Origin of the sequence: Bradyrhizobium sp. 1(2017), from assembly GCF_011602485.2 — a bacterium.
Classification (GTDB): Bacteria; Pseudomonadota; Alphaproteobacteria; order Rhizobiales; family Xanthobacteraceae; genus Bradyrhizobium.
Genome location: NZ_CP050022.2, coordinates 3,656,633 through 3,677,618, shown reverse-complemented (window position 1 = coordinate 3,677,618; position 20,986 = coordinate 3,656,633). Strand labels below are relative to the sequence as shown.

23 protein-coding genes are annotated in these 20,986 nt (G+C 65.1%); 8 read left to right on the top strand and 15 right to left on the bottom strand.

Translation table 11 applies throughout. The features are described from left to right. Position 1: 1 nt before the first annotated feature. The 8 genes from HAP40_RS17175 to HAP40_RS17140 all read right to left on the bottom strand — a co-directional run bounded on the left by HAP40_RS17175 (position 2) and on the right by HAP40_RS17140 (position 7,966). On the bottom strand, positions 2 to 889 hold the full coding sequence (locus tag HAP40_RS17175; protein WP_166816698.1) for a YicC/YloC family endoribonuclease: 888 nt from the start codon (positions 887 to 889) through the stop codon (positions 2 to 4). A 113-nt stretch (positions 890 to 1,002) separates the two neighbouring features. Continuing rightward, a complete protein-coding gene (mltG, locus tag HAP40_RS17170) occupies positions 1,003 to 2,301 on the bottom strand; it encodes an endolytic transglycosylase MltG (protein WP_166816699.1) in 1,299 nt (432 codons plus the stop codon). Between the two features lie 125 nt (positions 2,302 to 2,426). Next, complete coding sequence (gene fabF, locus HAP40_RS17165) at positions 2,427 to 3,692, bottom strand: beta-ketoacyl-ACP synthase II (protein ID WP_166816700.1); 1,266 nt, start codon at positions 3,690 to 3,692, stop codon at positions 2,427 to 2,429. Positions 3,693 to 3,799: 107 nt separating this feature from the next. Continuing rightward, positions 3,800 to 4,039, bottom strand: coding sequence for an acyl carrier protein (locus HAP40_RS17160; RefSeq protein WP_008551805.1), 240 nt, complete (start codon positions 4,037 to 4,039; stop codon positions 3,800 to 3,802). A gap of 312 nt (positions 4,040 to 4,351) precedes the next feature. Then, a complete protein-coding gene (gene fabG, locus HAP40_RS17155; RefSeq protein ID WP_166816701.1) occupies positions 4,352 to 5,089 on the bottom strand; it encodes a 3-oxoacyl-[acyl-carrier-protein] reductase in 738 nt (245 codons plus the stop codon). Positions 5,090 to 5,100: 11 nt separating this feature from the next. Next, a complete protein-coding gene (gene fabD / locus HAP40_RS17150; protein WP_166816702.1) occupies positions 5,101 to 6,060 on the bottom strand; it encodes an ACP S-malonyltransferase in 960 nt (319 codons plus the stop codon). A 172-nt stretch (positions 6,061 to 6,232) separates the two neighbouring features. Beyond that, on the bottom strand, positions 6,233 to 7,258 hold the full coding sequence (locus tag HAP40_RS17145; protein ID WP_166816703.1) for a fatty acid desaturase family protein: 1,026 nt from the start codon (positions 7,256 to 7,258) through the stop codon (positions 6,233 to 6,235). Between the two features lie 3 nt (positions 7,259 to 7,261). Continuing rightward, positions 7,262 to 7,966, bottom strand: a complete 705-nt coding sequence (locus tag HAP40_RS17140) for a TetR/AcrR family transcriptional regulator C-terminal domain-containing protein (protein ID WP_166816704.1) — start codon at positions 7,964 to 7,966, stop codon at positions 7,262 to 7,264. 342 nt (positions 7,967 to 8,308) lie between these two features. On the opposite strand from HAP40_RS17140, the gene rpsF reads away from it, so the two are divergent. The 4 genes from rpsF to rplI all read left to right on the top strand — a co-directional run bounded on the left by rpsF (position 8,309) and on the right by rplI (position 10,815). After that, a complete protein-coding gene (rpsF, locus tag HAP40_RS17135) occupies positions 8,309 to 8,809 on the top strand; it encodes a 30S ribosomal protein S6 (protein WP_027542989.1) in 501 nt (166 codons plus the stop codon). Between the two features lie 5 nt (positions 8,810 to 8,814). Then, positions 8,815 to 9,054 (top strand): 30S ribosomal protein S18, encoded by a 240-nt coding sequence (rpsR, locus tag HAP40_RS17130; RefSeq protein ID WP_007592020.1) that lies wholly within the window; start codon positions 8,815 to 8,817, stop codon positions 9,052 to 9,054. A 132-nt stretch (positions 9,055 to 9,186) separates the two neighbouring features. Continuing rightward, on the top strand, positions 9,187 to 10,164 hold the full coding sequence (locus tag HAP40_RS17125) for a DUF2232 domain-containing protein (RefSeq protein WP_166816705.1): 978 nt from the start codon (positions 9,187 to 9,189) through the stop codon (positions 10,162 to 10,164). A gap of 48 nt (positions 10,165 to 10,212) precedes the next feature. Next, entirely contained in the window at positions 10,213 to 10,815 is a 603-nt protein-coding gene (gene rplI, locus HAP40_RS17120; protein WP_166816706.1) for a 50S ribosomal protein L9, read from the top strand. A gap of 115 nt (positions 10,816 to 10,930) precedes the next feature. Here rplI and HAP40_RS17115 read toward each other — a convergent pair whose 3' ends face one another. From HAP40_RS17115 to HAP40_RS17105, 3 genes are all read right to left on the bottom strand, one after another. Further along, on the bottom strand, positions 10,931 to 11,398 hold the full coding sequence (locus HAP40_RS17115; RefSeq protein WP_166816707.1) for a PaaI family thioesterase: 468 nt from the start codon (positions 11,396 to 11,398) through the stop codon (positions 10,931 to 10,933). A gap of 11 nt (positions 11,399 to 11,409) precedes the next feature. Next, the gene (locus HAP40_RS17110; protein ID WP_166816708.1) at positions 11,410 to 12,006 is read right to left on the bottom strand and encodes a TetR/AcrR family transcriptional regulator; all 597 of its coding nucleotides are present in this window, start codon (positions 12,004 to 12,006) and stop codon (positions 11,410 to 11,412) included. Between the two features lie 110 nt (positions 12,007 to 12,116). Beyond that, complete coding sequence (locus HAP40_RS17105) at positions 12,117 to 12,935, bottom strand: hypothetical protein (protein WP_166816709.1); 819 nt, start codon at positions 12,933 to 12,935, stop codon at positions 12,117 to 12,119. A gap of 280 nt (positions 12,936 to 13,215) precedes the next feature. Here HAP40_RS17105 and HAP40_RS17100 point away from each other — a divergent pair, with 280 nt between their 5' ends. Beyond that, entirely contained in the window at positions 13,216 to 14,466 is a 1,251-nt protein-coding gene (locus HAP40_RS17100; protein WP_166816710.1) for an SAM-dependent methyltransferase, read from the top strand. A 63-nt stretch (positions 14,467 to 14,529) separates the two neighbouring features. On the opposite strand, the gene HAP40_RS17095 is transcribed toward HAP40_RS17100, so the two are convergent. Continuing rightward, the gene (locus HAP40_RS17095; RefSeq protein ID WP_166816711.1) at positions 14,530 to 14,736 is read right to left on the bottom strand and encodes a transcriptional regulator; all 207 of its coding nucleotides are present in this window, start codon (positions 14,734 to 14,736) and stop codon (positions 14,530 to 14,532) included. A gap of 553 nt (positions 14,737 to 15,289) precedes the next feature. Here HAP40_RS17095 and HAP40_RS17090 point away from each other — a divergent pair. Then, the gene (locus tag HAP40_RS17090) at positions 15,290 to 16,801 is read left to right on the top strand and encodes a replicative DNA helicase (RefSeq protein WP_166816712.1); all 1,512 of its coding nucleotides are present in this window, start codon (positions 15,290 to 15,292) and stop codon (positions 16,799 to 16,801) included. Positions 16,802 to 16,841: 40 nt separating this feature from the next. Further along, positions 16,842 to 18,152 carry an alanine racemase gene (alr, locus tag HAP40_RS17085; protein ID WP_414645386.1) on the top strand — a complete coding sequence of 437 codons (1,311 nt, stop codon included), beginning with the start codon at positions 16,842 to 16,844 and terminating at the stop codon, positions 18,150 to 18,152. 149 nt (positions 18,153 to 18,301) lie between these two features. Here alr and HAP40_RS17080 read toward each other — a convergent pair whose 3' ends face one another. After that, a complete protein-coding gene (locus tag HAP40_RS17080) occupies positions 18,302 to 18,520 on the bottom strand; it encodes a hypothetical protein (protein ID WP_166816714.1) in 219 nt (72 codons plus the stop codon). 39 nt (positions 18,521 to 18,559) lie between these two features. Between HAP40_RS17080 and HAP40_RS17075 the strand changes: the two genes are divergently transcribed. Further along, entirely contained in the window at positions 18,560 to 19,330 is a 771-nt protein-coding gene (locus HAP40_RS17075) for an exodeoxyribonuclease III (RefSeq protein WP_166816715.1), read from the top strand. A gap of 3 nt (positions 19,331 to 19,333) precedes the next feature. On the opposite strand, the gene HAP40_RS17070 is transcribed toward HAP40_RS17075, so the two are convergent. Next, entirely contained in the window at positions 19,334 to 19,702 is a 369-nt protein-coding gene (locus tag HAP40_RS17070) for a GFA family protein (protein WP_166816716.1), read from the bottom strand. A 234-nt stretch (positions 19,703 to 19,936) separates the two neighbouring features. Next, positions 19,937 to 20,713, bottom strand: a complete 777-nt coding sequence (locus HAP40_RS17065; protein ID WP_166816717.1) for a potassium channel family protein — start codon at positions 20,711 to 20,713, stop codon at positions 19,937 to 19,939. Positions 20,714 to 20,986: the final 273 nt, after the last annotated feature.

Here is a 20,986-nt window from a genome sequence, read left to right as displayed (position 1 = left end):
ATCACTCCAGATTCTGGACCTGCTCGCGGAACTGCTCGACCACGTTCTTCATGGCGAGGCCCGTATTGGTGAGCTCGATGTCGTTCGACTTCGAGCAGCAGGTGTTGACCTCGCGGTGAAACTCCTGCGCCAGGAAGTCGAGCTTGCGGCCGATCGGGCCACCCTTGCCGATCAGCTCCCGCGCCTGCGCGATGTGCGAGGCGATGCGGTCGAGCTCCTCGCGGATGTCGGCCTTGGTCGCGATCAGGATCGCCTCCTGCATCAGGCGGTCGGCATCGAAACGGTCGGACGTGTCGAGCAGGCTGGCGATCTGCTCGGCCAGCTTGGCCTTGATCGCCTCGGGCTTGCGGCCGGGCGAAGCTTCCGCCCTTTTTGCCAATTGCTCGATCTCGTCGACGCGCTGGGTCAGGATCTGCCCCAGCGAGGTGCCCTCGCGCTTGCGCATCTCGACGAGATCGGCGAGCGCCTTGTCGAAGGCCTCGGCGGCAGCGGCGCGCGCGGCCTTGTCCTCCTCCTCGTCGCCCTCGGGCTCGGCGACCTCGACGACGCCCTTGATGGCGAGCAGGCCGTCGATGCTCGGCGCCACCGCGTCGACCTTGCCGGAGATCAGCGCGGCCGCCTTCAGGACGGCGTTGAGCACGTCCTCATTGATGCGGACGGTGGCGGCAGCGTTGGCGCGTTTGACGTTGAGGTTGGCGTAGACGGTGCCGCGCGACAGAAGCTCGCCGGCGCGCTTCTTGGCGTGGGCCTCGACCTCGTCGAATCCCTGCGGCAGCCGCACGCGCAGATCAAAGCCCTTGGCGTTGACCGACTTCAATTCCCATTCGAACGTATACGGCCCGCTAGCGCCGTGGCTTCGGGCAAAGCCGGTCATGGACGACAGCGCCATCGGTTGAGATTCTCCAGGAACACGGGATTCGCGAGGCCATCAAGCCACGCGAATCTTAAGACTATTTTGCCGGAAAGTGGAATCCGCAATGTCCGCAGGCAGCTCTGCGTCAGCTAGCGCTGGACCACCGGCGGCGAGGACTGCACCGCGCCCTGCCGGGCCGGCGCGGGATTGGCGGGAGCGGCAGGGTTAGCAGGATTGGCAGGCCGTGACGGTTGCTTCTTCTGCTGGTTGGGCCGCGCCGGCGTGGTCGCGGTCGGCGGGTCGGTGGCGGCTGGCGCAGCGGCGGCGGGCGGCTGCGCGTCCTCGGCCGGCTCGACCGTGTCGTTCTGGATCTGCTTCTCCATCGCGCGGAGCTTGGCGACGTTCTTCTGGTGCGCGTCGTAGGTCTCGGTGAAGGCGTGCCCGCCGGTGCCGTCGGCGACGAAATAGAGATCGCGGGTGCGGGCCGGATTGGCGGCGGCCTCCAGCGAGGCGCGGCCCGGATTGGAGATCGGGCCCGGCGGCAGGCCATCGATCACATAGGTGTTGTAGGGCGACGGCTGCGTGATCTCGCTGCGCTTGATCGGACGGCCCAAAGTGCCCTTGCCCCCGACGAGCCCGTAGATGATCGTCGGATCGGACTGCAGCTTGATCCGCTGCTTGAGGCGGTTGACGAACACGGCGGCGACGCGGCTGCGCTCGTCCGGCTTGCCGGTCTCCTTCTCGATGATGGAGGCAAGCGTGACGAGCTGCTCCGCCGTCTTCACGGGAATGTCCTGGTTGCGGCGCTCCCAGATCTCGGCCAGCACGCGCTTGTGCGCCTGCTGCATGCGCTGGATCACCTGCTCGCGGGTGGTGCCGCGCGGGAACTTGTAGGTCTCCGGCAGCAGCGTGCCCTCGCGCGGCAGCTCGCGCACGCTGCCGGTGAAGATGTCGTTGTCGCTCAATCGCGCCACGATCTGCTCGGAGGTCAGGCCCTCGGGAATCGTGACGGAATGCTGCACCACCTTGCCCTCGACGATGGTGGCGATGACGTCGCGCAAGGAGGCGTTCTTCTGGAACGAATATTCACCAGGCTTGAGATCCGAGCTCGCCTTCAGCGCGGCAACACTGGCGATGAACACCCACGGATTGATGTCGGTGACGCCTTCCCGGTTCAGCGTCTCGGCGATGTCGCGCTTGCCCGCGCGCTGCGGGATGTTGACGATCTTGTCTTCCTTCAGCGGTCCGGGCGCTTCCAGCACCTGCCGGCCGTAATAATAGACGCCGCCGGCGCCGAGCATGGCGATCAGCAACAGAGTGATGATGGCGTTGCCGACCACCACGAAGGGATTGCGCGCCCGGTCCGATCGCTTCGGCGGCGGCGGGACCTGCTCGGGCTCCAGCGCGGCCCGCGGACTCCGGGGCGAAATGGGCGGCCTTTCACTCATCGAAGCAACCTGAATCCTGCCGGTTCAATCGCGGCCTGACAATCGCTTGCCGAGCCAAATGCACGCGCCCACTTCTATGACTATAGCCGAATACGGCAAAACGGTGGATTCGTCTCAAAGTAAAATTAACTGGCCAAACGCCGGACGATCACCGAGGCATTGGTGCCGCCAAAACCGAAAGAGTTCGACAGTGCGACGTTGACCTCACGCTTCTTCGCCGTGTGCGGCACGAGATCGATCGCGGTCTCGACCGACGGATTGTCGAGGTTGATGGTCGGCGGCACGACATTATCGCGAATCGCAAGAATGGCGAAGATCGCTTCGATCGCGCCGGCCGCGCCGAGCAGATGACCGGTCGACGACTTGGTCGAGGACATCGCAACCTTCGATGCCGCGTTGCCGAGCAGGCGCTCGACCGCACCGAGTTCGATCTCGTCGCCGAGCGGCGTCGAGGTACCGTGCGCGTTGATGTAGTCGAGATCGGCCGCCGTGAGGCCGGCGCGCTTGAGTGCCGCCGACATGCTGCGGAAGCCACCATCGCCGTCGGGCGACGGCGAGGTGATGTGATAGGCATCGCCGGAAAGGCCGTAGCCGATCACCTCGGCGTAGATCTTCGCGCCACGGCGCCTGGCGTGCTCGAGCTCCTCGAGCACCAGGACGCCGGCACCCTCGCCCATCACGAAGCCGTCGCGGTCCTTGTCATAAGGACGCGAGGCCTTCTCGGGCGACTCGTTGAAACCGGTCGACAGCGCGCGCGCGGCGTTGAAGCCGGCAATGCCGATGCGGCTGATCGGCGATTCCGCGCCGCCGGCCACCATGACGTCGGCATCGCCGAGCGCGATCAGGCGGGCGGCATCGCCGACCGCATGCGCGCCGGTCGAGCAGGCCGTGACCACCGAATGGTTCGGTCCCTTCAGCCCGTGTGCGATCGAGACATAGCCGGAGGCGAGATTGATCAGGCGGCCCGGAATGAAGAACGGCGAGACCCGGCGCGGCCCGCGCTCCTTGAGCAGGATCGCGGTGTCGGCGATGCCGTTGAGGCCGCCGATGCCGGACCCGATCATGGTGCCGGTCGCGCACTTGTCCTCCTCGGTCTCGGGATGCCAGTTGGCATCGTCGAGCGCCTGGCCGGCGGCGGCCATGCCGAAGATGATGAAGTCGTCGACCTTGCGCTGGTCCTTCGGCTCCATCCACTTGTCGGGATTGAAGGTGTCGTTGCTGCCGTCGCCGCGCACGACGGTGCATGCGTATCTGGTCTGAAGATCGGAGACATCGAAGCTCTCGATCGGGCGCGCACCGCTTTCGCCGTTGAGGATGCGCTTCCAGGTCGGTTCGACGCCGCAGCCGAGCGGCGACACCATGCCAAGACCCGTGACGACGACCCGCCTCATATCCGAAAACTCCGTATCGAAAGATTCACGGCCAATAACAAGAAACCGGCTGGCCGCTGGAAAGCGGCCCGTCCGGTTTCAATGTTGTCCCCGCGAAATGAAGAGCCTTAGCTCTTCGCGTTCTTCTCGAGAAACTTCGTGGCGTCGCCGACGGTGAGAATCGTTTCCGCGGCGTCGTCCGGAATCTCGCAACCGAATTCCTCTTCGAACGCCATCACCAGCTCGACGGTGTCCAGACTGTCGGCGCCGAGGTCGTCGATGAAGCTCGCGTTGTCGACAACCTTCTCGGGTTCAACACCAAGGTGTTCGACCACGATCTTCTTAACCCGCTCGCCAATGTCACTCATTGCTTAACCTCGTGTTGTTCCCTGTAGACCCGACCCCCCGGGACGATACGAGCCGTCGTGGTCGTTTGACTGCCTTCGCTTACGAACTTTGATTTGGCCCCATCCTAACCGATGCAGGGCCCGGCGAAAGACGGCCAAGGCTCCGCATCGCCAATATACAGGGTTTCAAAAACCTGCAATGGCGTTCTTTGCCCATCCGTTGAAGGTCCGGTTATCATACTTCAATTGCCTTGACTACAAGCCTCATTTCGCTCCGGAAACGGCCGTTTGCCGCATCCGGCGCCCACTCCCGTGGGCAGTGCGGAATGAACGTCAGATCATGGCCATGCCGCCGTTGACGTGGATGGTTTGCCCGGTGACGTAAGCCGCTTCATTCGAGCTCAGATAGACCGCAGCCGCCGCAATGTCCTCGGGGGTCCCCAGCCGGGCGGCCGGAACCTTGGTCAGAATCGTTTCGCGCTGCTTGTCGTTGAGCGCATCCGTCATCGGCGTCTTGATGAAGCCGGGCGCGATGCAATTGGCGGTGACGCCGCGCTTGGCGTATTCGGCGCCCAGCGTCTTGATCATGCCGATCAGGCCGGCCTTGGACGCCGTGTAGTTGCCCTGGCCGGGATTGCCGGTGACGCCGACCACCGAGGTGATGGCGATGATGCGGCCGAAGCGCTTGCGCATCATCAATTTGGTTGCGGCGCGCGCCAGACGGAAGGTCGCGGTCAGGTTGACGTTGATGACCTCCTCCCAGTCCTCGTCGCGCAGCTGCACGAAGAGATTGTCGCGGGTGATGCCGGCATTGGCGATGAGGATGTCGACCTGCCCCATCGCGGCTTCCGCAGCGGGCACCAGCGCCTCGACCTCGTCGGCCTTGGAGAGATTGCAGGGCAACACGAAGGCGCGCTCGCCGAGCTTGCCGGCAAGCTCATCCAGCACCTCCTTGCGCGTTCCGGAGATCGCAACGGTCGCGCCTTGCGCGTGCAGCGCCTGCGCGATCGCGCCGCCGATGCCGCCGGTCGCGCCGGTGACAAGCGCCTTTTTGCCAGTCAGATCGAACATTGAAAACTCCTCTAGCCCTGCTTGGCAGCGGCCAATGCATCCTTGGCGGCGGCGATGTCGTTGGGACCGCCGACTGCAACGCCGACGGCACCGTCGGCGATGCGCTTGACGAGACCGGTCAGCACCTTGCCGGCGCCGATTTCGAAGAAACGGGTGACGCCCTGCCCTGCCATATACGCAACTGACTCGCGCCAGCGCACGGTGCCGGTGACCTGTTCGACCAGGCGGCGGCGAATCTCGTCGGGATCGGTGATGGCACTCGCCAGCACGTTGGACACCAGCGGTGCGGCCGGCGCCTTGATCGCGACCTTCGAGAGCGCCTCAGCCATGGCGTCGGCGGCGGGCTGCATCAGCTTGCAATGGAACGGCGCGGACACCGGCAGCAGCATCGCGCGCTTGGCGCCCTTGATCTTGGCGATTTCGACGGCGCGATCGACCGCCGCCTTGTCGCCGGAGACCACGACCTGCCCACCGCCATTGTCGTTCGCGGCCTGGCAGACCTGCCCCTGCGCCGCCTCGCCGGCAACCTCCATCGCCGCCTCATAGTCGAGACCCAGCAGCGCTGCCATCGCGCCGGCGCCGACCGGTACGGCCTTTTGCATTGCGAGACCGCGGGTGCGAAGCAAGCGCGCGGTGTCCGAGATCGTGAGGCTGCCGGCCGCCGCCAGCGCCGAATATTCACCGAGGGAGTGGCCGGCGACGAAGGCCGCGTCCCGCCCCACGGAAAAACCGGCCTCAGCCTCCAGCACGTGCAGGGTGGCTATCGACACCGCCATCAGCGCCGGCTGGGCGTTCTCGGTGAGTTGAAGGGTTTCGGCCGGGCCATCCCAGATGGTTGCCGTCAGCTTCTCCCCCAGTGCGGCGTCGACCTCGTCGAACACGGCGCGCGCCACCGGAAAGGCGTCGGCCAGAGCCTTGCCCATGCCGACCGCCTGGGAACCCTGTCCAGGAAATGTGAATGCTGCCGTCATCGGCGCTCCCTGCTTGTCGGGCGTGATCCTCAAGAGAACCGGCAGCCGATTACGCGCGGCCTCAGGTCAAGGTTCCGGATCACGCTCCAAAGGGGGCCGTAGACACTGTCCGGGGTCGGACTGTCAAGCCAGGATGGGAATGGCGCCGGCCTTCAACCGGGGATGTGGCTTTCTAGAATCCGCCGGCGGTCTGGTTGGCATCGACCTCCGCCCCCGCCCGCGCGCGGCGCGCGCTGTTGACCAATTGCCCCGGCCGATCGTCCTGGTTCGGCTTCGCGGTGGCGAGCCGCAGCACCGCGCCGTAACCCGGCTGCACCTCCATGCGGCCAGCGTGCCGGCTGGCGCCGAGCAGGCGATGCACCTTCGGCAGATTGTAGCAGGGCACGTAGAACAAGAGATGGTGCTCGAGATGATAGTTCACGTAGTAAGGCGCGATGAACAGGCGCTCGAGAAAATTGGCATGCGTGGTGCGGGTGTTGCGCAACGGGTCATTGCTGTCAGGGACGACGGCGTGCTCGGCGATGTTGCGGATGCGGGTGATGACCATCATCCAGGTCAGCAGCGGCACCAGCCAGAGCAGCGGATAGGCCCACCACACGCCGGCCGCCGCGAGCGCCGCGAACATGATGCCATTGACCACACATTGCGGGCCGAGCTGCTCCCAGAAATGCGCCGCACGCTGTCGCCATGACCAGTCCTTTGGCCCGAGCGCGTTGAGCAATTGCGCCTTGCGCTGCTGGTATCCGGTCTGTCCGGTGATGTCGCGAATGAACTTGCGGCGATAGCTCAGCTTGGTGATCGGAAACGGCGCCGACAGCACGAGATCGGGATCGTCCTCCTGCTGGGTGCGCGCGTGATGCTGCAAATGATAGCGCCGGTAGCTGCGCGTCTCCGCAAACAGCGGATAAGCGCAGAACCACTGGCTCAGCGTCAGATTGGTTTTTTCGTCTGCGGACAAGCAGCCATGCGCGCCGTCATGCATGAGGATGGCAAGCCCAAGCTGGCGCGAGCCGATGATGGCGACAGCGAGGATATAAGTGATCGGATTGGGCCACCACGCCACCAGAGCGATCGCACCCGCGATCAGCGCCCAGGCATGCGCGATCAGGGCAACGCCTTTCCAGGTTACGCGCTGGCGCACGTCAGCCAGTTGGTCGTCGGTCAGGAAATCACGGGCACGCATGCGAAGCGCGGTCATGGCCTAGCTCTCCTCGTTTGAACTGCTTGAGGTGCCCCGCTCCTCGACGAGACGCAGGCGCGCGACCTCGCCCGTGGATTTTGCCTGCTCGCCGAGCACGCGCAGCATCTCGGCACAGAGCTCCTCGGGCGAACGGCCCATCGCGTAGCCCTCGAGGATGACGCCGATGGCGACGGCCCAGAACCGCCGCGAGCTTTCGTCGGGCGCGCGCAGGGAACGCCAGCCGTGCCGCTCGACCTGGCTCGCATAGGCGCGCGCGCCTTCGCTGTGCAGGCGCTCGATGGTGCGCTCGACCAAAGGCGCGAGATCCTGGCGCCGCCGCGTCAGTGTCAACGCTTCGGCGAAGAAGGCGACCGAATCGTTCGCCGTGACCGTCTCGGCCAATGCGTGGGTGTATTGCCGTGGCGTGCGCGCGCTCAGCGCCGCCTGCTCCGTCGCACGCGCAAGATACAAGAGCTCGCGGCAGGCGCATTCGACGAACAGCGCCTCCTTGGTGCGGAAGTAATAGGTAATCTGGCTCGGGAATGCATTCGCCGCGGCCGCGATGTCGGTGATCGCCGTGCCTGAAAGCCCCCGCTCGCGGAACAGCGGGCTCGCCGCATCGAGCAGCAGCGAGCGCATCTTGCGGCCCGCCGAGCGCGTGGCGCGCACCGCGTGCTTGGGGTCGCCTACCGCATCGAGCGGCTCATGAACCGACTTGTCCGCCATGGGAAGTCCTGTGCCAAAATTATTTGTATGACATACAAACAAACAATTCAAGCTCGACGTGGTATGGAGAGCCGATCGATGGCCGACCGGAGCCTTTCGGGGCCAAAAGCAGGGGCTGCAACCTTGCAAAGCCGGCCAAAATCCGTATAAGGCGCGCATCCGCAGACCCCGGCCGGGAGCTGAACGGACGGTCTCAGCAAGTCATTCGTGATTTTGGTGTGGCAGGGCCAGTCGGCCCGTCGTCCCGTGTTTCCGCCTTCTGAGCTTGATCCCAGAGTCCTTTCCGAAGGCCTCTTAAGGGTTTGACGCCGGGCGATGCGCCAACATGAGGAAAGGACGTCCATGCCTCTTTACGAGCATGTTTTTCTCGCGCGTCAGGACGCGAGCCCGCAGCAGGTCGAAGAGCTGACTGCGCAGATGACCGGGATCGTCGAGGGTCTCGGCGGCAAGATCACCAAGACCGAGAATTGGGGCGTTCGCTCCCTCACCTATCGCATGAACAAGAACCGCAAGGCGCACTTCGTGCTGCTCAACATCGACGCGCCGTCCGCGGCGATCGCCGAGATCGAGCGCCAGGAGCGCATCAGCGAGGACGTGATCCGCTATCTCAGCGTCCGCGTCGAGGAGCTCGAGGAAGGCCCGTCCGCGATGATGCGCAAGGCCGACCGCGATCGCGAGCGTGACGACCGCGGCGGCGGCTTCCGCGGCGAGCGCGAAGGCGGCTTCCGTGGCGACCGCGAGGGCGGTTTCCGTGGCGGCGATCGCGACGGCGGCGGCTTCCGCGGTGACCGCGGCCCGCGCCGTCCGCGCGAAGAAGCTGAAACCACGACGGATGGGGAGTAAGACCAATGGCTGAAGCTGGTGCACGCCGTCCGTTTTTCCGTCGTCGCAAGAGCTGCCCCTTCACGGGCGCCAATGCTCCGAAGATCGACTACAAGGACTCCAAGCTGCTGATGCGTTACGTCTCCGAGCGCGGCAAGATCGTGCCGAGCCGCATCACCGCGGTGTCCGCGAAGAAGCAGCGTGAGCTCGCCCGCGCCATCAAGCGCGCGCGCTTCCTGGGCCTGCTGCCCTACGTCATTCGCTGATACGACCAATCCGACCGGCGGCAGTTGGCCGCCGGTCGCCACTTTCTGAACTCATAAGGCTTCCGGGTCGTCCGGTCGCCGATGGTTGGGGCGAACGATGCCTCTAACCGCTCGAAGGGAGCGGGACAGCTGATGATGGCTTTTGGACTGATAGCCCTGATCGCCGGCGCCGCGTCGGCTTTGATGTTCGCCTCGATCATCTCGGGCGCGATGATCTCGCTCGTCCTGTTCTATCTCGCTCCGCTGCCGCTGATGGTTGCCGCCATCGGCTGGGGGCCGCTTTGCGCGAGCCTCGGCGGCATTGCCGCCGCGATCGGCCTCGGCGCGCTGTTCGGTCTGCCCTATTGCATCGCCTTCGCCGTCACCGTCGCCCTGCCGGCCTGGTGGCTCGGCCATCTCACCCTGCTGAGCCGGCAGGTGGGAAGCCTCCCACCCGGCGCCTCCGCCGAGCCTCAGGCGGAGCCCGAGATGGAGTGGTATCCGGTCGGCCGCATCCTGCTCTGGATCGCCGGCTTCGCGGCGCTGACCACGATCGCCGCCCTGCTCACGCTCGGCACCGACGCAGAGACCATCACCGGCACGCTGCGGCGCGGCCTGATGCGCCTCCTGCGTACCACCAATCCGCAGACGTCAGGCGAAGCCAGTCAGTTCGTCGATGCCCTGGTGCGCGTCGTACCGGCCGCCGCCACCATCGTCGCGATGCTGACGCTGACGCTCAACCTCTGGCTCAGCGCCAAGGTGACCGCGACGTCGGGCCGGATGCGCCGGCCGTGGCCGGACTTGAAGACAGCGGAGCTGCCGCCGATGACGCTGGTCGCGCTCTGCATCGCGCTCGCCTTCTGCTTCACCGGCGGGATGCTCGCGATTGTCGCGCAGATCAGCACGGCCGCGCTGATGATGGCCTATGCGCTGACCGGCTTCGCCGTGCTGCATACGCTGACGCTGGCGCTGAAGAGCCGCACGTTCTGGCTCGGCTCGACCTATGCCGTCGTCGTCGTGTTTGGCTGGCCCGTGATCGCGGTGGTGATTCTCGGCCTTGCGGATGCCGTGTTCGGCTTCCGCGAGCGCTTCCTGCGCAGCCGGCAGCCGCCGCCGCTGCCAACCCCTTAAGTCCAACCCCGAAAACTGAAACTCAGACCACTTCAAAGGAGAACGAATATGGAAGTCATTTTGCTGGAACGCGTCAACAAGCTCGGCCAGATGGGCGAAGTCGTGAAGGTTCGCGACGGCTATGCCCGCAACTTCCTGCTCAAGCGCGGCAAGGCGCTGCGCGCCACCGCCGACAACCGCGCCAAGTATGACGGCATGAAGGCCGATCTCGAGGCCCGCAATCTTGCGTCCAAGGCTGAAGCATCCAAGGTCGCCGAGAAGATCGAGGGCAAGAACATCATCGTGATCCGTCAGGCTTCGGAAGCCGGCCAGCTGTTCGGCTCGGTCAACGTGCGTGACATCGTCATCGCGTTCGAAGCCGACGGCGTTTCGTTGGCTCGCCCGCAGATCCAGCTCGACGCTCCGATCAAGGCCATCGGCAAGCACTCTATCACCGTTGCCGTCCACCCCGAGGTCGAGGTCGAGATCACCGTCACGGTTGCGCGCAGCCAGGACGAGGCCGAGCGCATCAATCGCGGCGAGGACATCTCGACCCGCAACGAGGACCGCGACGCGGCCGCCGAGGCGATCGCCGCCGCCGGCGAGTTCTTCGATCCGGAAGCCCAGCACGACGAGGTCGAGCCGGCGCCGGCTGCAGAAGAAGAGAAGTAAGCAACTCGTCATGCGCGGGCTTGACCCGCGCATCCATCAAAAGAGTTTTGCTCAAGCGATGGATTGCCGGGTCAAGCCCGGCAATGACGGCGGACAATGGATCAGCCCGGCTGCCTCAAGCGGCCGGGCTTTTCGTTTTGGCGGCGACGTCCTCGTTCAGCATCGCGATCGAGGCAAGCGCGGTTGCCGTATGCTTCTCGACACCGTCGCTGACGCAGAACACATCGGCGGCGACGACCGCGACCTGCCGGCCCGGCTTGATCACCTTGGCCCGGCAGATCAGCTTCTCGCCGACCGCGGGCGACAACAAATTGAGCTTGTACTCCGCCGTCAGCGCCGGCTGGCCGCGCGAGGTGGCGGCTGCGATCGTCGTGGCGTTGTCGACCAGAAAGGCGGTGACGCCGCCGTGAAAGAAGCCGTGCTGCTGCAGCAGCTCCGGCCGGCGCTCCACGGCGATGGTGCAGGTGCCGCGCGACAATTCCGACAGCTCGGCGCCGACCAGGTTCATGAAACCCTGCTGGCCGACACTGGCGTGGATGCGCTCGGCGATCGGAGCGAATTCGGGATCCGGTTCGGCTCGCATGCGATCTCTCCTCATGCCTTGTTGATGCGATCGGGTGGCCGCAGCGCACGGATGGCGCAGGCGATCAGCGTGTCGGCCTCGATGCGCGGATCGGTGCGGTCGCGACCCGATAGGTAGGCGCGGCAGAAGATCTGCGCCGGGCCGATCAGCTGGCTGACGAACATCACAGGCGTCATCGGCAAGAACTTGCCGTTCGCGACCAATGGCGCGCGCCAGCGCTCGATGCCTTCGGCAAGGCGCGCATTCTGTGCGCGCTGGGCGTCGCGGACGTCCTCGCTCCATTCGCTGCGGGAAATCTCGAACAGATAACGCGCCTCGCGCCGGCTGGTGACGACCCAATCGAGATGCGCCCGGATCAGGCAAGCGATGCCCCGCTCTGCATCGGGCACGGGATCGAGCGCCGCCAGCATTGCGGCGTGATAGTGCCTGAGCACGTCCAGGAACAGCGCGCCTGCGAGCTCCTTCTTCGAGCCGAAGACATGGAAGAAGCTGCCATTGGAGGCGCGCGCCCGGGCGCGGATCGCGGCCACCGTCGCGGCCTCGAAGCCGACGCGGTCGAACACGACCAGCCCCGCCGCCAACAGGTCGTCACGTACGCTCGCCGACATCGCCGCCTCCTAGAGCTTAACTCTAGAGTACTACTCTAAGCGTGGTCAAGACGATGCGGAGGCCACGATGAACGCGACCTCCGCGGTCGACCGGAACGAATGTCAGCTAGCTAGCGCGAAATCGGCGGCGCCGGCGGTCTGGAGGAATCGGCCGGCGGGGCCGGCGGAGCTGCAGCGGTGGCGGGCGGCGCCGATTCCTGCGGCTTGGCTGCGGGCGCCGGTTCGGAACTCGCGGCAGGCGCGGCCGCCCGGGGAGCAGCCTCTTCCGCCGGCTTGGGCGCGGCGGTTGGCACAGCCGGCGTGGCTTGCGGGGCCGGATCGGGGCGCGGCGCCGCCGCTTCGCTGCCATGCGGCTCGGCCTTGGCGCCCTCTGGCTTGGCCTCAGGCTCGACCTTGGCGCTGTCAGGCTTGACGGTCTCGGGCTTTGACTCGCTCTTCTTGTCCTCACTGGCCGGCGCGGCAGACTCGGCCTTCGAGGCGTCCTCGGGCTTGGCGCGACGCTTGCTCTTGCGTCCCTCGGGCGCAGTCTGGCCCTCGGGACTCACGCCGTCCCTGGCGGCGTCCTGCGAGCGCTGGCGGCGGCCCTGATGTTCGGGCGACTGGCCCGGAGCGGCATTGGCGTCCTTCTTGCCGTCCTTGGCCTGGTAGCGGGTGTCGGTGGCGCCGTTGGAGACGAGATAGGAGGCGAGCACGGCCGCCATGTCCGAGCTCGTGGTGTAGTGCTGGCGCAGGAATCCCGGCAACGAACCCGGCGCCACGGACTTCAACAATCCGCGCGGACTCTTGTGGCAGACATTGCAGGTCTGGGCGAAAAGCTGGGACGGGGTCTTGCCGGCCTCGAGGTTCTGCGCCTGCGCAAGAACGGTATCGGCCGCGCCGAAGCCGATCAGAAGCAACACCGTCGCGAGGCTGAGCGCTCGGCTCGACATTCCCATCATCTCCGTTGAATTCCGTGAATGCAGCCGGCATCCCGCACGGCGGCGGTCACCTTTTAGCCGATTGAGCCGCGAATGGAAGCGGGCTTCCCACGCGCGAGGAAGTGATTAAGCGATTTTCGAATATCGGCCGTGAACACAGCGCAATAGCGAGGCCGGACCCCGCTCCCTAGATTTTGGATGCAAACGCATAGGAACCGCTGCGGCACCTGGGCGTCAGATGTGAAGGCCGGGTTTGTCGCATCTTTCGAGTTCGCTCGAGAGGAAGGTCGCGATGGACCGCTTGTTGCGTAAATTCCTGTCTCAATTCATCCGCCGCGGGTCGATGACGGTGACCGGCGCAAGCGGAGCAAAGTTCACCGTTGGCGACGGCTCCGGTCTACCAGTCGCGGTGCGCTTCGTCACTGCGGAGGCCGAGCGGCGGGTCCTCGTCAATCCCGAGCTCGGGCTTGGCGAAGCCTATATGGACGGCGAGTTCGTCGTCGAGCGCGGCACCATAGCAGATGCCCTCGCGATCCTGCTCGATCAACCCGACCTATTGCCGCAGTGGGCAAAACCCTGGTGGCACCTGCGCTATCTGACGCGACACCTGAAGCAGTTCAATCCGCGCTCGCGCGCCCGCAGCAACGTGGCACACCATTACGATCTTGATGCCCGGCTCTATTCGCTCTTTCTCGACGCCGACAAGCAATATAGCTGCGCTTATTTCGAGACGCCGGAGACGACGCTCGACGATGCGCAGCTCGCCAAGAAGCGGCACATCGCCGCGAAGCTGCTCGTTGGACGCGGCCGGCGCGTACTCGACATCGGGTCCGGCTGGGGCGGGCTCGGGCTCTATCTCGCCGAAATCGCCGGCGCCGACGTCACCGGCATCACGCTCTCGACCGAGCAATTGCAGATTGCCAATGCGCGCGCGGCCGAAAAGGGCCTGACGGGCTCGGCCAGATTCCTGTTGCAGGACTATCGCGACATCGCTGGCCCGTTCGACCGTGTTGTCTCGGTCGGCATGTTCGAGCATGTCGGCGCCCGCTTCTACGACACCTACTTCCGGCGCTGCGCCGAGCTCCTGAGCAGGGACGGTGTCATGCTGCTGCATTCGATCGGCCGTTCGCAGGGGCCCGATTCCACCAATCCCTGGATCGCCAAATACATCTTCCCCGGCGGGTACATCCCGGCCCTGTCGGAGGTGCTGCCGGCGATCGAGCGCGCGGGCCTCTTGGTCTGCGATATCGAGATCCTGCGCCTGCATTACGCCGACACGCTGAAGGCCTGGCGGGAGCGCTTCATGGCGCGGCGCGAGGAGGCCGTGCAGCTCTATGACGAGCGCTTCGCCCTGATGTGGGAATTTTATCTGGCAGCCTGCGAGATGACGTTCCGCAAGCAGCACATGATGAACTTCCAGATCCAGCTCACAAGGCGTCAGGGCGTGGTGCCGATCACGCGCGGCTACATCGCACGCGAGGAAGGCCGGCTGCGGGCCATCGAAGGCGGCGCCAAGCCCAGGCTGAAGCTGGCAGGTGAATGACCCGTCCTGTTGTCCGAGCATGATCTATTCGGGAAGCCGCTACGCACGTTTCCGGATCATGAATTAGTGACGCAGGGTCGAGATCCGGGAGAGCCGGAACGAGGCGGTCAACGCCAGTTGGGCCCGCAGTTCCACCAGGAGTTCGGGTGCGACCGGCTGACGCCGTACCTCGGGTTGCTCAGCGTGCTCCATGGCCGCGATCAGGCCTGCCAGCCAGAGCCGGCTGCCGGCTTCGCTTCGCCACGTCTGGTGCTGCCGTTCTGGCCGCATGGCTTGCCTCGTCTCCCTGCTGGCGGGACGGAAACAACCCCCTGCCCGCCGGTCCGTTCCGCCTCTACCCCGAAAGAATCCGGGAACATGTGATCTGCTTCACATAAGTCTCGTCGGACCTGGCTTAGATCGTCGCCATGAGCAAAGAGACCCAAACCTCATTCGACGTGCAGGACGACCTCCGCACCGATTACGCCCTGATCGCGACGGGCGTTGGGGCGGCCCTGATTGCGCTGGTCTACCTCCTGCTGGTCTGAATCCGAGCCGAAAGCTCCCAGCGTGCGTCAATTCGCGCGCCCATTCGGGTACGTCTGCGCGCCCATCCATTAGGTTCACGATTTCAGGATTTTTCCGCGGCACGGTCACGGCCCCCTCCACGGCCGCGCCCGGTTCCGCGAAAATCCGTCAAGCGCAGCGCGTGTCGCAGCTGCCAATCATCCACCATTTTCACTGAACGGTTGATAGCGGTCAGCTTTTGCTTCCGCTTTGGCTTGAGGCGGCGCTTTATCCCGGCCCCGCATCCGCCCAAGAAAATTGCTAAGCACGTCCGACCATGGCCCTGACTGATTCGAACGTTCTCAAACTCGCGCCCGACGCCGGGACTCCTGCCTATCGGAGCGCGCCGCACAACATCGAGGCGGAACAGAGCCTCCTGGGCGCGATCCTGGTCAACAACGATGCCTTCTACCGCGTCTCCGACTTCCTCGAGGCGAAGCATTTCTTCGAGCCGCTGCACCAGACCATTTTCGAGACCGCAGGCAGCCTGATCCGGATGGGCAAGATCGCGACGCCCGTCACGCTGAAGACCTTCCTGCCTGCCGACACCGATATCGGCGGCATGACCATCGGGCAATATCTGGCGCGACTCGCGGCCGAAGCGACCACCATCATCAACGCCCAGGACTACGGCCGCACCGTCTACGACCTGTCGCTGCGGCGCGACCTGATCGGCATCGGCGAGGACATGGTCAACGTCGCCTATGACGCGCCGGTCGACTTCCAGCCGCGGGCCCAGATCGAGGACGCCGAGCGAAAGCTTTACGAGCTCGCTGAGTCAGGCCGTTATGACGGCGGCTTTCAGAAATTCTCGCAAGCGCTGGCGGTCGCGGTCGATCTCGCGGCCAAGGCGTTTCAGCGCGACGGAAAACTGTCCGGCATCTCGACGGGCATGCGCGACCTCGACACCAAGATGGGCGGCCTGCAGCACTCCGACCTCATCATCGTCGCGGGCCGTCCCGGCATGGGCAAGACCTCGCTTGCGACCAACATCGCCTACAATGTCGCACGAGCCTACGTTCCGGAACTCCAGGCCGACGGCACCACGAAGGCCGCCAATGGCGGCGTGATCGGGTTCTTCTCCTGCGAAATGTCGGCCGACCAGCTCGCCACACGTATCGTGGCCGAACGCACCGGCGTTCCCTCCTCCCACATCCGCCGCGGCGGCATCTCGGAAGCCGATTTCGAGAAGATCCGGGAGGTCTCGATCGAGCTGCAATCGCTGCCTTTCTATGTCGACGCGACCGGTGGCCTGTCGATCGCGCAACTGATGGCGCGCGCGCGCCGGCTGAAGCGACAGAAGGGCCTCGACCTGCTCGTGATCGACTACATCCAGCTGCTCTCGGGCTCGGGCAAGCGCGCCAGCGACAGCCGCGTGCAGGAAATCACGGAGATCACGACCAGCCTGAAGGCGCTGGCCAAGGAGCTCAACGTTCCCGTGATCGCGCTGTCCCAGCTCTCGCGCCAGGTCGAATCCCGCGACGACAAACGGCCGCAGCTCTCCGACCTGCGTGAATCCGGATCGATCGAGCAGGACGCCGACGTCGTGCTGTTCGTCTACCGCGAGGAATATTACCTCGCGATGAAGGAGCCCCGCCCAGGCACGCCTGAACACGAGAAGTGGCAGCTCGACATGAGTCTTGCGCACGGAAAAGCCGAAGTCATCATCGGCAAGCAGCGCCACGGCCCGACCGGCACCGTCGATCTGGCGTTCGAAGCCTCGGTCACGCGGTTCGGCGACCTCGCGCCTGACAGCCAGCTGCCGGCGCGCAGCGGCGGCGACTACTGAGTTCCTTGAACCGGACCGGCCTCTTGCGTAAAACGGCGCCATGACAATGGCGTCCGAACCGAAAATGAACCCGCAAGCCGACCCGCTCTCCACGGAGGCCAACCAGGCTGCCGCGCTCGCTGCCTATGGCGGCGTGCTCACCGTCGATCTCGACGCCATCATCGCCAATTGGCGCAAGCTCGAGAAGACGGCGGTGCCGGCCGAGTGCGCGGCGGTGATCAAGGCCGACGCCTATGGCTGCGGCGCTCCCGAGGTCGCGCGTGCGCTCAACAGGGCCGGCTGCAAGTCCTTCTTCGTGGCCACCATCGAGGAAGCGCGCAAGGTGCGCGCGGCGGTGCCGGAACCCACGATCTACGTGCTCGGCGGCTACTTCCAGAATACCGGCGAGCATTATGCGAAGATCAATTGCCGGCCAGTGATCGGCGACCTCAACGAACTCGCCGAATGGGACGTGTTCTGCCGCCGCACCGGCTGGACCGGAGGCGCCGCCGTGCACATCGATACCGGCATGAACCGGCTTGGCCTCACGCTCTCCGAAGCGCAGGCCATCATCCCCCGCATCAATGCCGGCGATCACGGCATCACGCTGGTGATGAGCCATCTGGTCGCGGCCGAGCAGCTCAACAGCCAGGTCAATGCAAGACAGCTCGCGGCCTTCCGCGCCATCGCCAGCGAGTTCTCGGGCGTGCCGGCAGCCCTCGCCAATTCCTCCGGCATCTTCCTCGGCGCGGCCTTCCAGTTCGACATGGTGCGGCCGGGGGCTGCGCTGTACGGCGTCAACCCGACGCCGGAGGCGGACAATCCGATGCAGCAGGTCGTCGACCTCAAGGCGCGCATCGTGCAGATCCGCACTATCGAGCGCGGCGAGACCGTCGGCTATGGCGGCACCTGGACCGCGCGGCGGCCGACCAAGCTCGCGATCATCGCGGTCGGCTATGCCGACGGCTATTTCCGCGCCTCCAGCTCCAATGACGGCACGCGCGGCGCCGAAATCATCGTGGCCGGCAAGCGCTGCCCCGTCGCGGGCCGCGTCTCCATGGACCTGATCGCGATCGACATCACCGACCTGCCGCCGAACGCTGTGCGGCGCGGCCACATGGTGACGCTGCTCGGCGAGGGCATCACCGTCGACGAGCTCGCGCATCATTTCGGCACCATCGGCTATGAGGTACTGACCAGCCTCGGCCGCCGCTATGCCCGCGTCTACAAGGGCGGCAATGTGGAGGAGCCGCTGGCAAGGCCGGCACCTGCGCAGGCGGCCGAGCAGCCGCCCTCGCCGCCACCGATCCAGCAACCGCCCGCTCCGCCCCCGGTCGAACAGCCCGCGGCCCCGCCGCCGCCGCCGGGTTAGGCCCGACGGAGGCTCCCGTGCCCCGGATGCAGCGCAGTGCGCCGCGCTTCGCGGCCTAATGCGCTGCAGAGCCGGGGCCCATTTCTCGGCATATGCCGTGTCGCCTTCTGGTCCCGGCTCGCGCTGCGCGCGTCCGGGACACACGAGACTTACTTCTTCTTCCGGTTGTCCAGCGCCGCCTTGCAGGTCGCGCTGAGCTGATCGCGCTTGGCGTTGAGGCAGGCGACGATGCCGCCGCCCGGCGCGATGCCGGCGCAGAATTTGTCATAGTCCGCCTTGCACGCGCCGCGCGGATCGGACGATTGTGCCGATGCGCCTCCGGAGAACGCGATGACGAGTGCGATGGCAACAAAGCTCAACTTGGACATTGTGTCTCCGGTATCGGAAGGCAGAAGCGTTAGACCTACATGAAGATCGCGACGTTCAACATCAACAACATCAATCGCCGCCTGCCCAATCTGTTGGCATGGCTGCGCGCAGCGAAGCCCGATGTGGTCGCGCTTCAGGAGTTGAAGGCAAGTGATGGCGAATTTCCGGCGGCCGCCATCGAAAAAGCCGGCTACGGCGCGGTGTGGCGCGGACAAAAGACCTGGAACGGCGTCGCCATCCTCGCCCGCAACGCCGACCCCGTGCTGACGCGCGACCGCTTGCCGGGACGGCCGGGGGACCACGAGGCGCGCTACATCGAGGCCGCCGTGCGCGGCGTCATCGTTACCAGCATCTACTTGCCGAACGGCAATCCGCAGCCGGGGCCGAAATTCGACTACAAGCTCGACTGGTTCGCGCGGCTGCAGCGCCACGCCAAGACCTTCATCAAGCAGGATCTCCCCGTCGTGCTCGCCGGCGACTACAACGTCGCACCAATTGAGATCGACATCTACCCGACGCGGTCATGGGACAAGGATGCGCTGATCCAGCCGAAGAGCCGTGCGGCATTCGCCTCGCTGGTCGCACAAGGCTGGCGTGACGCCATCCGGGAACGACATCCGGAGCAGCGCATCTACACGTTCTGGGACTACAAACGAAACCGCTGGCCGCGCGATGCGGGCCTGCGGCTCGATCATCTCCTGCTTAGCCCCGCCCTCGCCCCGCGCCTGGCCAAGGCCGGCGTCGACAGGAAGATCCGGGGCGAGGACGGCGCGAGCGACCACGCGCCGGCCTGGATCGTGCTGCGATGACCCTCACCACAAATTTCTGCCGTCGATGACGTTGACCGGCACGGCCTCCAGATCGAAATCGTCGAACAGGCGTGCATTCACGGCGACCTTGGGATTGTCGAAATCGGGCTTGCCGGTCGACCAGTCCGGCGACTCCGAATAGGTGCCGCAACCGCAACTCGCGCAGAAATGATGTTTGACGGTGCGGCTGCCCCAGAGATAGGTCGCAACGTTCTCCGGGGGCGACAGCAGGCGGAACTGCGCCGGCTTGTAATAGGCCCACAGCGCGCCGCGCTTGGCGCAGAGCGTGCAGGTACAGCGTGTCACGCCAGATGGCGCCTCCGTCACCTCGAAGACCGTCTCACCGCAATGACAGCTTGCCTCGATCGGCATGACCCGCTCCCCGTTTTGTCAGGAGATGGTCGTAGCCGGGCGCTGCTGCCAACATGCTGTCAGCAGCAGACTGGCCAAAGCAAAAAGGTCAAAAACAACCCCATGCACAGTAGCCAATCCCAGCCCGATCAGTGATCTACGGCTATTCCGAAATTCGGCTTGACCCGTCGGGCAAAACACTGGCACCGTGTCACTGTGGAATAACTCTGTTGCATCGCCAGCAGTGAGGGCGCTTCAGATCGCCCCTTCATCGGGAATATTGAGAACGGTGCCACAGGCCTTGCAATGCACGGCGTCGGCATCGTGCCTCTGGAGCCCGCAAGCCGGGCATGGAAATCGCACCTTGTGAGGACTGAGGAGCGCGCGGGCGAGATTGAAGAACAGCGTCACGCCGAAAATCATGATCACGACGGTGATCAGGCGACCGACCGTGCCTGACAGGGTGATGTCGCCAAAGCCGGTCGTCGTCAGCGCCGTGACGGTGAAATACAGAGCATCGGCATAGTTCCGGATCTCATCGTTCCGAAACTTCTGAGTCTCGTAAACGATACCGGTCATGACGAATATGAAGACCGCCAGGTTCGTGACGGCGAAGATGACGTCTTCGTTGCGGCGGAAGAACGGAGAATCGATGCGCAACCTCACCAGCATTTGGTAGTCACGAAGCAGGCCCAACGTTCGCAGGATCCGGAGAAAGCCGCCCGCCTCGCCGGCAAGCGGTGCCAGGAACGATACGATCGCAACCATGTCGGCCCACGTCGCGAGTTGGGTGAACTTCCGGAACGGATGCCGATCGACGAGGAGCCGCGCCGAGAAGTCGGCAAGCAGCATGACGCCGAACAGGACGTCGAGCGTTTCGATGATCTCGCTCGGATGCAGGAACGAGGTCGCGATGATGAACAGAACGGTCACGATGTCGAAGGCGAGCAGCGCGTAGCGGAAGCGCACGCCGCCCGGCGTCGCGCCCTCGTAGAGGCGACGGACGTTGCTTCTGAGAGAGGTGAGGGTCACGGCATCATGATCTCGGCTTGCACGGATGATCGCAACTCGGAACGCACGCTGCAAGATCAGGCCAGATCCTGCCACGCAAGGCTGAACGGGAGAGCTTTCGACTGTCATGCGGCTACGGTGGCAAACCGATGAGGTGTTCTCTGAGCGTTGCCAACGTCTATCTCGCGCTGGCCAGCCTGCTGGAGCTCCTCGCGTCCGTTGAAAGCCAGGAGAGCGCGAGGATGACCGGCCGGGATGTCCTGAAGGCAACGGGCCACCATCGCCGAGAGCCAC

What these genes read in the sequence shown, in the direction of transcription:
- HAP40_RS17175 (WP_166816698.1), bottom strand. Translation starts at nt 889, where the DNA reads ATGGCGCTGTCGTCCATGACCGGCTTTGCCCGAAGCCACGGCGCTAGC.
- mltG (WP_166816699.1), bottom strand. Translation starts at nt 2,301, where the DNA reads ATGAGTGAAAGGCCGCCCATTTCGCCCCGGAGTCCGCGGGCCGCGCTG.
- fabF (WP_166816700.1), bottom strand. Translation starts at nt 3,692, where the DNA reads ATGAGGCGGGTCGTCGTCACGGGTCTTGGCATGGTGTCGCCGCTCGGC.
- HAP40_RS17160 (WP_008551805.1), bottom strand. Translation starts at nt 4,039, where the DNA reads ATGAGTGACATTGGCGAGCGGGTTAAGAAGATCGTGGTCGAACACCTT.
- fabG (WP_166816701.1), bottom strand. Translation starts at nt 5,089, where the DNA reads ATGTTCGATCTGACTGGCAAAAAGGCGCTTGTCACCGGCGCGACCGGC.
- fabD (WP_166816702.1), bottom strand. Translation starts at nt 6,060, where the DNA reads ATGACGGCAGCATTCACATTTCCTGGACAGGGTTCCCAGGCGGTCGGC.
- HAP40_RS17145 (WP_166816703.1), bottom strand. Translation starts at nt 7,258, where the DNA reads ATGACCGCGCTTCGCATGCGTGCCCGTGATTTCCTGACCGACGACCAA.
- HAP40_RS17140 (WP_166816704.1), bottom strand. Translation starts at nt 7,966, where the DNA reads ATGGCGGACAAGTCGGTTCATGAGCCGCTCGATGCGGTAGGCGACCCC.
- rpsF (WP_027542989.1), top strand. Translation starts at nt 8,309, where the DNA reads ATGCCTCTTTACGAGCATGTTTTTCTCGCGCGTCAGGACGCGAGCCCG.
- rpsR (WP_007592020.1), top strand. Translation starts at nt 8,815, where the DNA reads ATGGCTGAAGCTGGTGCACGCCGTCCGTTTTTCCGTCGTCGCAAGAGC.
- HAP40_RS17125 (WP_166816705.1), top strand. Translation starts at nt 9,187, where the DNA reads ATGATGGCTTTTGGACTGATAGCCCTGATCGCCGGCGCCGCGTCGGCT.
- rplI (WP_166816706.1), top strand. Translation starts at nt 10,213, where the DNA reads ATGGAAGTCATTTTGCTGGAACGCGTCAACAAGCTCGGCCAGATGGGC.
- HAP40_RS17115 (WP_166816707.1), bottom strand. Translation starts at nt 11,398, where the DNA reads ATGCGAGCCGAACCGGATCCCGAATTCGCTCCGATCGCCGAGCGCATC.
- HAP40_RS17110 (WP_166816708.1), bottom strand. Translation starts at nt 12,006, where the DNA reads ATGTCGGCGAGCGTACGTGACGACCTGTTGGCGGCGGGGCTGGTCGTG.
- HAP40_RS17105 (WP_166816709.1), bottom strand. Translation starts at nt 12,935, where the DNA reads ATGTCGAGCCGAGCGCTCAGCCTCGCGACGGTGTTGCTTCTGATCGGC.
- HAP40_RS17100 (WP_166816710.1), top strand. Translation starts at nt 13,216, where the DNA reads ATGGACCGCTTGTTGCGTAAATTCCTGTCTCAATTCATCCGCCGCGGG.
- HAP40_RS17095 (WP_166816711.1), bottom strand. Translation starts at nt 14,736, where the DNA reads ATGCGGCCAGAACGGCAGCACCAGACGTGGCGAAGCGAAGCCGGCAGC.
- HAP40_RS17090 (WP_166816712.1), top strand. Translation starts at nt 15,290, where the DNA reads ATGGCCCTGACTGATTCGAACGTTCTCAAACTCGCGCCCGACGCCGGG.
- alr (WP_414645386.1), top strand. Translation starts at nt 16,842, where the DNA reads ATGACAATGGCGTCCGAACCGAAAATGAACCCGCAAGCCGACCCGCTC.
- HAP40_RS17080 (WP_166816714.1), bottom strand. Translation starts at nt 18,520, where the DNA reads ATGTCCAAGTTGAGCTTTGTTGCCATCGCACTCGTCATCGCGTTCTCC.
- HAP40_RS17075 (WP_166816715.1), top strand. Translation starts at nt 18,560, where the DNA reads ATGAAGATCGCGACGTTCAACATCAACAACATCAATCGCCGCCTGCCC.
- HAP40_RS17070 (WP_166816716.1), bottom strand. Translation starts at nt 19,702, where the DNA reads ATGCCGATCGAGGCAAGCTGTCATTGCGGTGAGACGGTCTTCGAGGTG.